The following is a 13,513-nucleotide window of genomic DNA, read 5'->3' as shown; positions in this document are numbered from 1 at the left end:
GTTATGCGAAAAATCCTATTACTTATAATATTATGTTGCTTTAACTGTTCTAATGAACGCGTAATTCTATTACCCGAAGTTACACGCACTAAAATCACAAAAGTCCTTGATGTTTCTCCAGCCTATGTTTTTTATGATGAAACCCAACCGGATTCTAGCCATTTAAATCGCAAAAACTTAATTAGCACAACCAACTGGCTCGTCAACGTTGATAAGCGCCTATCTTTAAGGCAAGCCATTCCCCATATAACATTTATGCAAGACAAAAAGCGTAATGCACAAATGCACAAAAATGAAAATGCCAAAAACTTTTATACCTGTAATAATATATCTATCAATAATTTAGGGTTTATCGAATTTACTGATGTCTTCTACAAAAATGAAAATCCAGACTTTATCGAATTCAGCAAATCAAACCAAGAACACTATACCCTAATTAAATGTTACCAAGATGGGAGTATGAAACTTATAGACTTAGATGGCGATGTTAAGATAATACTGGCTGAAATTAAGGATATTAAAAATTACAGCGATTTTTACAAGCTACTGGAATCGATAGAATCAAGCCATATCATTTTATTTTTTGAAGATACCTTATCATTTCAACGCTATATCACCATAAAGAGTTATCTAGACCAGTTACCTAGAGATGTTCTTAAAATTTCTAAAATTGAATATCTATTTCAATAATCCTATTTTTATTTGTTAAATTAGCAAAAAGCGCTAACCTTGGACAACTTACAATTGTGGGATTTTAGATTCATAGATTTTGTAGATGTATTCCTCGTGGCCATTCTACTCTACTATATTTACCGACTTGTAAAAGGGACAGTTGCCGTTAATATTTTCATTGGTATTCTCATTATTTATTTTGCCTGGCGCTTAACGGACTATCTCAATATGTATATGCTCTACAGCATATTTGATGGATTTATGAAGGTAGGGATTATAGCCTTAATCGTTGTCTTTCAACCCGAGATACGTAAGTTTCTCCTACTAGTTGGCTCTACCAATATTGCAGGAAAAAAAGGGCTTTTCAAAAATTTTAAGTTCTTAAAAAACGATGATCAAACGACTACCGATGTTGAAGCTATAGTAAAGGCCTGTACTAAAATGGCAGCCTCCAATACTGGCGCGTTAATCGTTATTGAACGCAACAATAACCTCGACTTTCTCACCAACACAGGAGATGAAATGAATATCTTGGTCTCTCAACCCATTATAGAAAGTATTTTTTTTAAGAATAGTCCACTTCATGATGGCGCAATAATTATTGACAATAACATTGTTAAAGCAACCCGAGTAATTTTACCTGTTAACAATGAGAAAAATATTCCAGAACGTTTCGGTTTAAGGCATAGAGCTGCTGTTGGTATAACCGAAAAAACGGATGCCTTGGCCATTGCCGTAAGTGAAGAAACCGGACAAATATCCTATTTAAAAAATGGGGAGTTTGTGATGTTTAAAGATACCGATGAACTCATGAAGAAAATTAAAAAGGATTTGGGCTGATGGACTGTAAAAATTGCCACAATAGTTTGAGAGACAGCCAGAGGTTTTGTGACGAGTGTGGGGCTAAAATACTGCAAAACAGGCTTACGCTCAAGGTCATTGCCAATCAAATCAATGAGGAATTTTTATCCATTGACAACAGGTTGTTAAGTACGTTCATAACTTTATTTACCAAGCCTGAGGATGTTATTGTAGGCTACATTGATGGCACAAGAAAGAAATATGTGGATGTTTTACAATATTTTGCATTTGCCTTAACACTAGCCGGGATTCAAGTTTTTTTGATGTCAACCTTTTTTAAGGAAGCACTAGACATTAATATGTATGAAAAATTAGAAAATATGCCAGGCCAAGAAAACAATCCATTTAAGGATATGGATTTTGGTTTTTTTACAAATTATCAAGGCTTGTTTTATATTATTGGAGTTCCGATTTCCGCTTTTTCTACATGGTTTGTTTATTATCTTGTAAATGAAAGACGTTATAATTTTACCGAACATATAGTTATAAACCTTTATTATTCCGCACAAGTAATAATAATAACTGCTGTTTTAAGTATCCTGTTCTTATTATTTGGACTTAACTATTTAATTGTTTCCACCTTATTAATGATACCTTATTTTATCTATTGGTATTTTATACTGAAACGTGTATTTAACGAACGTCACGTTGACACTATAGCTAAGCTCTTGTTGGTGATTGTGGTTTACATTGCTGGCTATATAATTCTTGGATTGATTTTATCACTTATAGCTGCAGTTATTACCATAGGACTTTTAAATAAATGATAATGAATTGTAAAAACTGCTATACTGAGTTACAAGAGGGGTTTGATTACTGCAGCAGTTGCGGTGGAAAGGTTGTAAGAAAGCGTTTAACCCTTAAAAACTTATTTGAACATTTAAGTGAAACCTTTTTTAATTATGACAACAAACTACTAAGAACTATTATCGATTTATGTAAAAAACCCGAAGATGTTATCGCAACTTATATTGATGGTGTTAGGAAGCGCTATGTTAATCCAATCAGCTTCTTCGGCTTGTCCTTAACACTCTCTGGTTTGTCGGTCTTTCTGATTCAAAAATTTTATCTTGAGTATTTTGATATTGTGGCTTGGATGTCGAGTCTAGAAATTTTCAATAATCCTGCATCACAGAAAGCTTTAGCTAATTATTCCGCAAGTGACACCATGGAATATAGCTCCTTAATTTATTCTGCAATTGTACCGGTTTTTGGTCTGATTTCATGGGTTGTTTTTTGGGACAAGAAATACAACTTTACTGAACATATTGTAATTTACCTTTACAGCATGTCGTTAGTTTCTATTTTTTCTGTTGTTGCTGGTCAGATTATATTGCTTTTAAATCCAACGTTCTACATCACTTTTATTTTTTTAACATACCCAATAATTCTCTTATATCACTGCTATTTACTCAAACGTATTTTCGATCTCAGTAAGTTGGAGTTGTTCGTAAAGACCATTTTATTTTTGGCAATTTTCTTTGTCCTTTATGTTATTCTTGGAATAGTATCTTTTATTATGGGGTTTGTAACTGGCCAGTATAATATAGAAGACTTTAAACCCAAGGCATAAATCTTAAACCGTTTCAGCTTTCAAAAACTGAACCTCATATAGATTTTTATAATACCCATCTTTCTTTTTAAGCAAAGACTTGTGTGTTCCCATTTCTACGATTTGCCCAGCATCCATAACTATAATTTTATCAGCTTGTTGCACAGTAGCTAATCGATGGGCAATAACAATAGACGTTCTTCCTTTGGTTATGGTATCCGTAGCATCTTGTATGAGTTGCTCTGAATAGGAGTCCACCGAAGATGTGGCCTCATCTAAAATTAGAATACTAGGGTTAGTGACATAAGCCCTTAAAAACGAAATCAACTGACGCTGCCCAGAAGATAACATCACACCACGTTCTTTGACATTGTAATGGTAACCTCCGGGCAAACTAGAGATAAACTCATGAATTCCGATAGATTTAGCTGCAGTAATAACATCCTCCTCGGTGATGTATTCGTTATTCAAGGTTATATTATTCAATATGGTATCAGCAAATAAAAATACATCCTGCAGAACAACCGCTATTTGATTTCGCAAGGAACTTAAGGTCATGGCTCTTATATCTTCACCATCTATTCGGATACTGCCAGAATTAATTTCATAGAAGCGATTGAGCAAATTAATAATGGTCGACTTTCCTGCACCAGTAGCACCCACGATAGCTACAGTTTGTCCAGCTTCCACTTTAAATGAAACACCCTTTAGTACCTCCTCATCCTTTACATAGGAGAAACGAACGTTATCAAATTCTATTTCACCCTGAAAATGGTTAGCTTCAATAGTACCCGTATCATCAATATTAGAATCCGTATCAAGTACTTTAAAAACGCGGTCAGCCGCCACCATTCCCATTTGAAGTGTATTGAACTTATTTGCGATTTGATTCAAGGGTCTAAATAGCATGGGAATAAACATAGTAAAGGCAATTAAGTCACCCATACTAGCCGTTTGACCAATCACAGTGTTGAGTCCACCTAGCCAAATAACGGCTCCCATGGTTAAAGAAGATAAAAATTCGGCAATTGGAAAAAATATAGAATTATACCACACCGTTTTTAACCATCCTTTTTTATGACGTTCATTTATGGCCTTAAACTTTTTGTATTCTGTTGTCTCTCTTGTAAAAAGCTGTAGAATTTTCATTCCGGTTACCCGCTCCTGAACAAAGGAGTTTAAATTAGAAACTTCTGTTCGTACATCCTCAAAAGCACGTTTCATATACTTTTGAAATATTTTGGTTGCGAAAATAATGAGCGGTAAAGTTGTAAATACTACAAGACTTAATTTCCAGTTCATGTAGAGCATGAAACCAGCAACAACAAGCATTTTAAGAATATCGCTAAATATCATAAATAAACCTTCGCCAAAAATATCGGCAATACGCTCCATGTCGGTTACGGCTCTAGTGATTAAAACACCTACTGAAGATTTATCAAAATAGGTCATTTTAAACTTTAGCATATGCTTAAACAACTTCACCCTAATATCCCTAACGACGGATTGGCCCAACCAGCTGGCATAATAAATAAACAATAATTGGGAAAATACCTCTACCAAAAGTAGAACCAACATAATGACAATGTAAATAACAAAGCCATCATACTTTTTCTGGGCAATCTGGGTGTCAATGGCCTGCTGTAATACATATGGCCTCAAAGCACCAAAAAGGGATAATCCAATAACGCAAAACAACGAAACTATAAATACGGTACGATAGGGCTGTATATACTGCAATAGTCGTTTAAATAACGAAACATCAAATATCTTTTTTTCCTTTTCTGCCATTTCTTGCCCGTTTCACAGGAATTATTAACTCACTACTAAATTAGTTCATTTCAATTTTAAATCATCAGGATACGTTATTTCAACCAAATACAAACCATGTGCTGGTACTGAAAAACCAGCTTTACTCCTATCCTTAGACGCAATAATCTGGTGCATCTCTTCAGGCTTTACTTTTCCCAAACCTATATTTACCATGGTGCCTACGATAGCCCTAACCATGTTTCTCAGAAAACGATCCGCCTTAATTATAAACAGAATCTCGTCATCCTTTTTCTCCCAACTAGCCTCCATAATATCACAGTTATAGGTCTTTACATCCGTATTGCTTTTAGAAAAACATTGAAAATTCTTATAGTCAAATAAGATTTTGCACGCCTCTTGCATAGCTTCAACGTTCAAGGGCTGTTGAATACTATATGTAAAGTCAAATCCAAATACATTTTTAGATGTAGAGATTCTGTAGTGATACATTCTACTAAGTGCATCGAACCTAGCATGAGCATCTGGTTTTACCTCAAATAAATCGCGTACAGCAATATCAGTAGGTAAAAATGAATTCAATTTATAAACCAAATCACTTTTGTCAACTATATGGTTAAGGTCAAAATGGGCGAACATTTGAGAAGCATGTACACCGGTATCTGTTCTTCCTGCACCTAACAAGCTTATCTCTTCTTTTAAAATAGTACTCAAAGCTGTCTCCAAAACCTCTTGCACAGATATGGAGTTAGGTTGTCGTTGCCATCCATGATACGCCTTACCGTTATATGAGAACTCTACAAAATATCTCAAAAGATTGCCCTATTTTTGCTTAAAGAAGTACAAATATAATTAGAATCAGTAGGTAAAATCACAATATTATCTTAATGCGAAAGATACTCCTATTATCAGATACACATGGACATATAGATGAGGGCATTCTTAAATATGTAAAACAAGCCGATGAAGTATGGCACGCTGGAGATATTGGCGACTTAAACGTAACTGATCAAATAAAGGCCTTAAAACCACTCAAAGCGGTTTTTGGCAATATCGATGACGCCAAGGCAAGAACTGAATTTCCGTTGCACAACCGGTTTCAATGTGAGGGGATGGATATTTGGATAACCCATATCGGAGGTTATCCACCTAATTACAACAGTAAGGTTAGAAACGAACTTACAGCCAATCCGCCAGATATTTTTATCTGTGGCCACTCGCATATCCTTAAGGTCATGCCCGATAAAAAATTAAATCTACTTCATATGAACCCTGGTGCAGTGGGCAAGCATGGCTTCCATAAAATAAGGACCATGCTGCGCTTTAAGATAAACAAGGCTACTATAGAGGACCTCGAAGTTATAGAGTTTGATAAAAGATATTAAAAAAACCCAGACGGCAGTGTCTGGGTTTTTCTCACTAATACTACTAAGATGTTAGGTTCATCGCAATCTGTCCACAGATTTTACAAGATCTTCATCCTTTTTAATAGCCTTGTTTGCCAAGACTAAACACACAATAGAAAAAATAGGAAGAAGCATCCCAATACCTTTCTCAGAAACATTGGTTTCTCCAGATAAATTTAGAGACTGATAAACGAAGACTCCTAGTAAAATAAAGTTTAATATGATATTAAGTCGCCCCAAAACAAATTGGGACTTCCTGTTTTTAAATCTAAAAATTGATATAAGAGACAATAGCGCAGACCCTAAAAACAAGCCTAAATAGGTGTAATTATCTAGAGCAAATATCTTTTCACCCGCTGTGTCTTCCCAAAGATGGAATACAAAAATCAACCCTGCCGAAAAAATAATCGCTAACGCTAAATATAGTGTTTGTATACGCTGAATCATTACCGTTATCTCAAAATCTCTGCAAAATTAGTAGTTTATTTTTTAAAAAGATAGAAATTATTTTAAAATAAAATTGTATTATTGCATTAGAAAGAAACCATTTTCTAATGGCTTCGTCAAATCTTCCAAGTTAATTTCACTTTTTTTCTTTTTATTTCATTTAGAAAATCTTGAATTAATTATATCAAAGTTATTATACAATATATCACACACGAATGTTCGAAATTTCCCAGTTAAAAGCTAAAAAGCTTCCTGAGCTACAGGATATAGCAAAACAACTTAAGGTTCCTAAATATCGCAGTTTGAAAAAACTGGATTTGGTTTATCAAATTTTAGATTATCAAGCTGCTAATCCTCAAGCCGTCAAGGCCAAGGTAGAAGCAGACAATAAAACTGAGCCAAAACAAAACAGCCCTAGACAACAATCTCCAAGAGCTCAGAAAAAACCACAAGATAATAAGGACAATAAGTCTTCAAATAGTAAAAATGAAGGCGACAGTTCTAAAAAACAAGATACACAAAACAAGCAAAATAGTGGTGCTCAGGATAAAAAGCCTAGTCACCGTAAGGACAACAATAAACGCTCTAACCAAAATCAAGGCAACGATAATAGACCACAAAGTCGTTCAAAAGATAACAACAGTAGAAGCAAAAACACTAATAATAGTTCAAATAATGGCAACAAGGACAGTCGTAATCGCTACCGTGAGCCAGATTTTGAATTTGATGCCATAATTGAAAGTGAAGGCGTTTTAGATATCATGCAAGATGGTTATGGATTTTTAAGGTCATCTGATTATAACTACTTATCCTCTCCAGATGATATCTATGTGTCCCAATCGCAGATAAGACTGTTCGGTTTAAAAACTGGAGATACGGTTCTTGGTCATGTACGTCCTCCGAAAGAAGGCGAAAAATACTTCCCGCTTATTAAAGTGAGTAAAATAAACGGCCAGAATCCTCAAGTGGTAAGAGACCGAGTTGCGTTTGAACATTTAACACCATTGTTCCCTCAGGAAAAATTTAATATTGCAGAAAGGCAATCTACGATATCGACTCGCATCATGGATTTGTTTGCACCCATTGGCAAAGGTCAGCGGGGTATGATTGTGTCACAACCTAAGACAGGTAAGACCATGTTACTTAAAGACGTGGCCAACGCAATTGCAGCAAATCATCCAGAGGTCTATCAGATGATATTGTTAATTGACGAACGTCCTGAAGAAGTCACGGATATGCAACGTCATGTTAATGGTGAAGTAATTGCTTCTACGTTTGACAAAGAAGCACACGAGCATGTAAAAATTGCCAATATTGTTTTAGAGAAAGCTAAACGTTTGGTTGAATGCGGACACGATGTAGTCATCTTATTAGACTCCATTACACGTTTAGCTAGAGCATATAATACGGTACAACCAGCATCAGGTAAAATATTATCGGGTGGTGTAGACGCTAACGCTTTACACAAACCAAAACGTTTCTTTGGTGCGGCCAGAAATATTGAAAATGGGGGTTCCTTAACCATTATTGCGACTGCGTTAACCGAAACAGGTTCTAAAATGGATGAAGTTATTTTCGAAGAGTTTAAAGGGACAGGAAATATGGAGCTTCAATTGGATCGTAAAATTTCTAATCGAAGAATCTTCCCTGCTATTGATTTAATGTCATCAAGCACAAGACGTGATGATTTATTGTTAGACGACAATACTATTCAACGAATGTGGGTAATGCGTAAGTATCTCGCAGATATGAATCCTGTTGAAGCTATGGAATTTATAAATGACCGTTTCAAACAAACTCGAAACAATGAAGAGTTCTTAATTTCAATGAATGGTTAATACATTATAAAAGACTTAAAACTAAAAAAGCCTTTCCAAATGGAAATGCTTTTTATATAATTCTCTTAATTGTATTATCCTTATTACAATGCAGCCACGTGCTTTGTCAATTGCGACTTTAAATTATTAGCTTTATTAGAATGAATAATATTTTTCTTGGCTAATTTATCAATCATACCAATAACAGAAGGTAACGTTTTCTCTGCTTCTTTTGCATCTGTAATTTCACGCAATTTTTTAATCGCATTACGAGTCGTTTTGTGCTGATATCTATTCAGTACACGTCTCTTTTCGTTACTTCTAATTCTTTTTAAAGCTGACTTATGATTTGCCATTATGTTTTTTTATTAAAAAATTGTAGCCCGTAGGGGAATCGAACCCCTCTTACCAGGATGAAAACCTGGCGTCCTAGCCGATAGACGAACGGGCCATTAAGTTGTTTTCACTCTTCAATGAGCCACAATGTTCACATTGCGGATGCAAAAATACAACTATTTTTAAATGTTGCAACTCCTTATATATATTTTTTAAAAAATTTAATAAGCCTTGGCAAACAAAACGCGTTGGTTTGAAGGTTTGCCAGAATATACACAGCTACCATTCTCCTTTTTGTTATCCATAGGAATACAACGTATGGTAGCTTTGGTTAGCTCTTTAATCTTTTGTTCCGTCTCAGGGGTGCCATCCCAATGTGCTGATATAAATCCTGTTTTAGTTTCAAGGAGGTCTTTAAAATCTTGAAAATTATCAACTTCGGTAATATGGGTGTCCCTGAATGTTAAGGCCTTCTTATACAATGTCTCCTGAATATCCGAAAGCAATTCTTTTGAGATACCTGTAATATCCTCCATTTGAATAATCTCTTTGGTTAAGGTATCTCTTCGGGCCAATTCAACAGTATTATTTTCCAAATCTTTTGGACCGATAGCGATTCTCAAGGGCACACCTTGTAATTCATGTTGTGCAAACTTAGCACCAGGTCGGTGGGTAGTTCTATCATCATACTTACAGCTTATACCTTGTGCCCTAAGCTGTTGCATAAATTCACTGACTTTCTCTGATATGGCTTTTAGCTGCTCCTCACTCTTGTATATTGGTACAAAAATAACTTGATATGGCGCTAGATTAGGAGGAAGCACCAAGCCTCTGTCATCGCTATGGGTCATAATTAATGCCCCCATTAATCGTGTGGACACCCCCCAAGAAGTCGCCCAAACATAATCAAGTGTGCCTTCTTTATTTGCATACTTAACATCAAAAGCCTTAGCAAAATTTTGACCTAAAAAGTGCGATGTCCCGGCCTGTAAGGCCTTACCATCTTGCATTAACGCTTCGATACAATAGGTTTCAACGGCTCCTGCAAAGCGTTCACTCTCAGTCTTCACACCTTTTATTACGGGTATGGCCATAAACTGCTCTGCAAATTCAGCATAGATATCGTTCATCAATTCGGCTTCCTTAACAGCTTCTTCCTTAGTGGCGTGCGCTGTATGACCTTCTTGCCACAAAAACTCTGCGGTTCTTAAAAATAACCTCGTTCGCATTTCCCATCGCACTACATTAGCCCATTGGTTAATCAAAATCGGCAAATCCCTGTAACTCTGTATCCAATTCTTATACGTATTCCAGATGATAACCTCGCTTGTTGGCCTAACAACCAACTCCTCCTCTAACTTTGCTTTTGGATCAACTCTTAGTTTACCAACATTATCCGGGTCATTCTCAAGTCGATAATGCGTTACTACGGCGCACTCTTTGGCAAAACCTTCCGCATTCTTCTCTTCAGCTTCAAATAAACTCTTAGGAACAAATAATGGAAAATAGGCATTCTGATGACCAGTTTCTTTGAACATCCTATCTAATTCAGCTTGCATTTTCTCCCAAATCGCATACCCATAAGGTTTAATAACCATGCAGCCTCGTACAGCAGAATTTTCGGCTAAATCAGCCTTAACGACAAGTTCATTATACCATTTAGAATAATCTTCTGCCCTACTTGTAAGATTTTTACCCATTTTAATTTGTTTGGCACAGATATTGTGCTTATGTTAAATAGAAAAAATAGTAGCGCAAAACTAACTATTTTTGTTATGTTCAACAATTAAATAAAAAAGTTATGCAATTTAAATTCAATACAATTCAAAAATTGCCATTTTTTATTGCCCTTGGTACATTTGTGGTATTAACATCATGTGGGTCTTACCAAAATGTAGGGTATGACAATGATGGTATTTACTCAGATAATAGATACGAAGAGGAAGAAGTTGTTGAACAAGCTCCCGTAACAACTTCAGCAAGCGATATCAATTATTTTAAAAATTATTTCGCTGAGAATAAAGCGCAGGTAGACGCCATAACGGCTTCCCAAAACGAAGTTTTTACGGACCCAGATTCATATAAAAGTGATACTGTCCAAAGAGAATTAGATTCCATAGCCCAAGACTCGTTATTATATAGAGAACCTTACGGTGGTTGGGGACAAGCCAACGAAAATGTTACCATAAACTTTATAGACAACGGCTGGGGATGGAATAACCCTTGGTTATGGAATGGAGGATTTGGTTGGGGCTTTCCCGGTGGAGCTGGATATTATCCCTGGGGATGGAATGTAGGCTGGGGCAGCTGGGGATGGAATGTAGGCTGGGGATGGAATGTAGGCTGGGGCTGGGGTCCTGGTTGGGGCTGGGGTTATCCCGGTTGGGGCCTGGGTCTTGGAGGCTGGTGGGGTGCTGGCTATGGCTATCCTGGTTGGGGATGGAACAATGGTTACTACGGTAATAACAGAATAGCTTTTTCTAACAGTAGACGTGGATCACTGCTTTACAATAATGATTTAAACAGAATTGGAAGAAGTAATGCAGCTATATCGAGACGAAATTATTCTGCTAATAGTAGATTATATAATTCTTCAACTATTAATAGAAGGAATAGAACTACTGGCATTAGAGCAGAATCATCTAATAGAGGGGTAAACACAAGAGTGACGCGACCAAATAGAAATATTAGAAATAATTCTACTAGACGACCAAGTTCCCGAACCCCAAGGGCTTCATCAGGTAATACTCGCATATACAATAGCCCTTCAAGATCATCAGGAAGTTCAAGGTCTTCAGGAACCATGAGGTCCTCGGGCAGTAGTTCAAGGTCTTCAGGAAGCATGAGGTCCTCGGGAGGTTCAAGGTCTTCAGGTGGTTCTAGATCCTCTGGAGGAGGACGCGGTAGAGGTTAATCTAACAACGTTTATGTAATATCAAAAATACTTATGAAAAAATTTATCATAATATTCATAGGCCTTAGTTCTATTTCCATAATTAATGCTCAAGACATAATGGACGGACTCAGATATTCTATGGATGAGATTCAGGGAACGGCAAGATTTAGAGCTATGAGCGGAGCATTTGGCGCATTGGGTGGTGATATGTCAGCTGTTAATATAAACCCTGCAGGTGCTGCGATTTTCAATCTAAATCATGCATCATTAACCTTCGGTTTATCCAACGAAGACCGCGACGTCTCCTATTTTAATGAGGTTAATTCTTCAGCGGATACAAATTTTGATTTAAATCAAATAGGAGCTGTATTCGTTTTCCGAAATAATTACACCGATTCGCCTTGGAAAAAATTTTCTTTAGGTTTTGCCTATGATCGCTCGGCAAATTTTAACCAAGATTGGTTGGCTAGTGGCGTAAACCCAAATACCAGTATAGGCAATTACTTTTTAGAATATGCTCAAGGCAGACGCTTAGATGAAATCTCAGCCTTTGAAGATGAAACGTTTTCTGAAGCTTACAGCGCCATTGGCTCTCTTTATGGTTTTGGTAACCAACAGGCTTTTCTAGGATTTGAAGGTTATATTATAGACCCTGTCAATGATACAGATGAAAATACACAATACACGAGCAATATAAATGGTGTTGATTTCAATCAACAATATTCCCTTGCCAGCAGGGGATATAATGGAAAGCTTGCATTCAATTTTGCCACTAGTTATGAAGATAAAATTTATTTTGGAATAAACTTAAATGCACATTTCATTAACTATGAACGTTCCACATTTTTAAGAGAATCAAACTCAAATGAAACGTCTAGTGTGAGAAATGTTAATTTTGGCAATGACCTATTGGTTACCGGTGGTGGTTTTTCGTTTCAATTGGGTGCTATCGCAAAAATTACGAACGAATTTAGGGTTGGCTTATCATACAACTCACCAACTTGGTATCGCATCTCTGAAGAAACATCACAGTTTCTATCTTCAACACGAATAGATGAAAGTCCAGTCACTATAAGCCCAAATGTGATTAATATCTATCCTGAATACAGACTCCAAACCCCTGGTAAGCTTACAGGTAGTTTGGCCTATGTTTTTGGAAATAAAGGATTGATTAGTTTTGACTATTCATTAAAGGACTATAGTAATATTCAATTTAGACCATCATCAGATATATTTTTCTCAAATTTAAATAACCAAATAAACAACACGCTTGACACTGCAATTTCTTATCGTATTGGAGGTGAATACCGCTATAAGCAAATAAGTTTTAGAGGAGGGTATCGGTTCGAAGAAAGTCCGACGATAAATAATGCCCTATTTGGTGATTTAAATGGATACTCCGCTGGACTTGGTTATAATTTTGGTGGTATGACCATTGATTTTGCGTTTAGCCATTCGCAGAGAGATGTCAACTATCAACTTTATACGGTAGGTTTAACGGATAGCGCACAAATTGATTCAACGTTCAATGATTTCATTCTCACTTTAGCGTTCAACATCTAAAGTAATATCATAAAAGCATAAAAAAACCCAGAATAATCTGGGTTTTTTTATGTTTGAAAGGGTCCGTTATTAATGTTTCAAGGTAAAATGGGCCCTAAATTCCTTTCGCGCTCCCGTGAGCGGCTCGTTGTAGGTCAGGGTGAACCAGTAATCGCTGCTCGGCATCATGCTCCCGTTGAAGGTTCCGTCCCAG

14 protein-coding genes and 1 tRNA gene are annotated in these 13,513 nt (G+C 36.3%); 8 read left to right on the top strand and 7 right to left on the bottom strand.

Annotation, left to right across the window (positions count from 1 at the left end):
* Positions 1 to 3 precede the first annotated feature (3 nt).
* Genes CA834_RS09720 through CA834_RS09705 form a run of 4 tightly spaced genes read left to right on the top strand, consistent with a single transcriptional unit; the run spans position 4 to position 3,106 of the window.
* Positions 4 to 690, top strand: coding sequence for a hypothetical protein (locus tag CA834_RS09720; protein ID WP_094968515.1), 687 nt, complete (start codon positions 4 to 6; stop codon positions 688 to 690).
* Positions 691 to 729: 39 nt separating this feature from the next.
* Positions 730 to 1,512: a diadenylate cyclase CdaA gene (gene cdaA, locus CA834_RS09715; RefSeq protein WP_094968514.1), complete on the top strand. Its 783-nt coding sequence runs from the start codon at positions 730 to 732 to the stop codon at positions 1,510 to 1,512.
* Positions 1,512 to 2,300: a DUF3667 domain-containing protein gene (locus CA834_RS09710; protein WP_094968513.1), complete on the top strand. Its 789-nt coding sequence runs from the start codon at positions 1,512 to 1,514 to the stop codon at positions 2,298 to 2,300. The genes cdaA and CA834_RS09710 overlap by 1 nt, the downstream gene beginning before the upstream one ends.
* A gap of 2 nt (positions 2,301 to 2,302) precedes the next feature.
* The gene (locus CA834_RS09705) at positions 2,303 to 3,106 is read left to right on the top strand and encodes a DUF3667 domain-containing protein (protein ID WP_165764787.1); all 804 of its coding nucleotides are present in this window, start codon (positions 2,303 to 2,305) and stop codon (positions 3,104 to 3,106) included.
* 3 nt (positions 3,107 to 3,109) lie between these two features.
* Here CA834_RS09705 and CA834_RS09700 read toward each other — a convergent pair whose 3' ends face one another.
* Together CA834_RS09700 and truA are read right to left on the bottom strand one after the other, a co-directional pair.
* Positions 3,110 to 4,876: an ABC transporter ATP-binding protein gene (locus CA834_RS09700; protein WP_094968511.1), complete on the bottom strand. Its 1,767-nt coding sequence runs from the start codon at positions 4,874 to 4,876 to the stop codon at positions 3,110 to 3,112.
* Positions 4,877 to 4,921: 45 nt separating this feature from the next.
* Positions 4,922 to 5,668 (bottom strand): tRNA pseudouridine(38-40) synthase TruA, encoded by a 747-nt coding sequence (gene truA, locus CA834_RS09695; protein WP_094968510.1) that lies wholly within the window; start codon positions 5,666 to 5,668, stop codon positions 4,922 to 4,924.
* Positions 5,669 to 5,742: 74 nt separating this feature from the next.
* On the opposite strand from truA, the gene CA834_RS09690 reads away from it, so the two are divergent.
* Entirely contained in the window at positions 5,743 to 6,240 is a 498-nt protein-coding gene (locus tag CA834_RS09690) for a metallophosphoesterase family protein (RefSeq protein ID WP_094968509.1), read from the top strand.
* A gap of 57 nt (positions 6,241 to 6,297) precedes the next feature.
* On the opposite strand, the gene CA834_RS09685 is transcribed toward CA834_RS09690, so the two are convergent.
* Positions 6,298 to 6,708, bottom strand: a complete 411-nt coding sequence (locus CA834_RS09685) for a DUF4293 domain-containing protein (protein WP_094968508.1) — start codon at positions 6,706 to 6,708, stop codon at positions 6,298 to 6,300.
* A 215-nt stretch (positions 6,709 to 6,923) separates the two neighbouring features.
* On the opposite strand from CA834_RS09685, the gene rho reads away from it, so the two are divergent.
* Positions 6,924 to 8,546 (top strand): transcription termination factor Rho, encoded by a 1,623-nt coding sequence (gene rho, locus CA834_RS09680; RefSeq protein WP_094968507.1) that lies wholly within the window; start codon positions 6,924 to 6,926, stop codon positions 8,544 to 8,546.
* Between the two features lie 83 nt (positions 8,547 to 8,629).
* On the opposite strand, the gene rpsT is transcribed toward rho, so the two are convergent.
* From rpsT to proS, 3 genes are all read right to left on the bottom strand, one after another.
* Positions 8,630 to 8,881, bottom strand: coding sequence for a 30S ribosomal protein S20 (gene rpsT, locus CA834_RS09675; protein WP_094968506.1), 252 nt, complete (start codon positions 8,879 to 8,881; stop codon positions 8,630 to 8,632).
* A gap of 23 nt (positions 8,882 to 8,904) precedes the next feature.
* Positions 8,905 to 8,976, bottom strand: a tRNA-Glu gene (locus CA834_RS09670).
* Positions 8,977 to 9,082: 106 nt separating this feature from the next.
* Positions 9,083 to 10,561 (bottom strand): proline--tRNA ligase, encoded by a 1,479-nt coding sequence (gene proS / locus CA834_RS09665; RefSeq protein ID WP_094968505.1) that lies wholly within the window; start codon positions 10,559 to 10,561, stop codon positions 9,083 to 9,085.
* A 101-nt stretch (positions 10,562 to 10,662) separates the two neighbouring features.
* Here proS and CA834_RS09660 point away from each other — a divergent pair, with 101 nt between their 5' ends.
* Both CA834_RS09660 and CA834_RS09655 read left to right on the top strand, forming a co-directional pair.
* The gene (locus CA834_RS09660) at positions 10,663 to 11,775 is read left to right on the top strand and encodes a hypothetical protein (RefSeq protein WP_094968504.1); all 1,113 of its coding nucleotides are present in this window, start codon (positions 10,663 to 10,665) and stop codon (positions 11,773 to 11,775) included.
* A gap of 33 nt (positions 11,776 to 11,808) precedes the next feature.
* Positions 11,809 to 13,320, top strand: coding sequence for an OmpP1/FadL family transporter (locus tag CA834_RS09655; RefSeq protein WP_094968503.1), 1,512 nt, complete (start codon positions 11,809 to 11,811; stop codon positions 13,318 to 13,320).
* A gap of 69 nt (positions 13,321 to 13,389) precedes the next feature.
* Here CA834_RS09655 and CA834_RS09650 read toward each other — a convergent pair.
* A partial coding sequence (locus tag CA834_RS09650; protein ID WP_133085482.1) for a T9SS type B sorting domain-containing protein occupies positions 13,390 to 13,513 on the bottom strand: 124 nt, incomplete at its 5' end.

This window comes from Winogradskyella aurantia, assembly GCF_002266855.1.
GTDB classification, from domain to species: Bacteria; Bacteroidota; Bacteroidia; order Flavobacteriales; family Flavobacteriaceae; genus Winogradskyella; species Winogradskyella aurantia.
The sequence above is the reverse complement of the archived record's forward strand: the minus strand, read 5'-3'. Positions and strand labels throughout refer to the sequence as shown.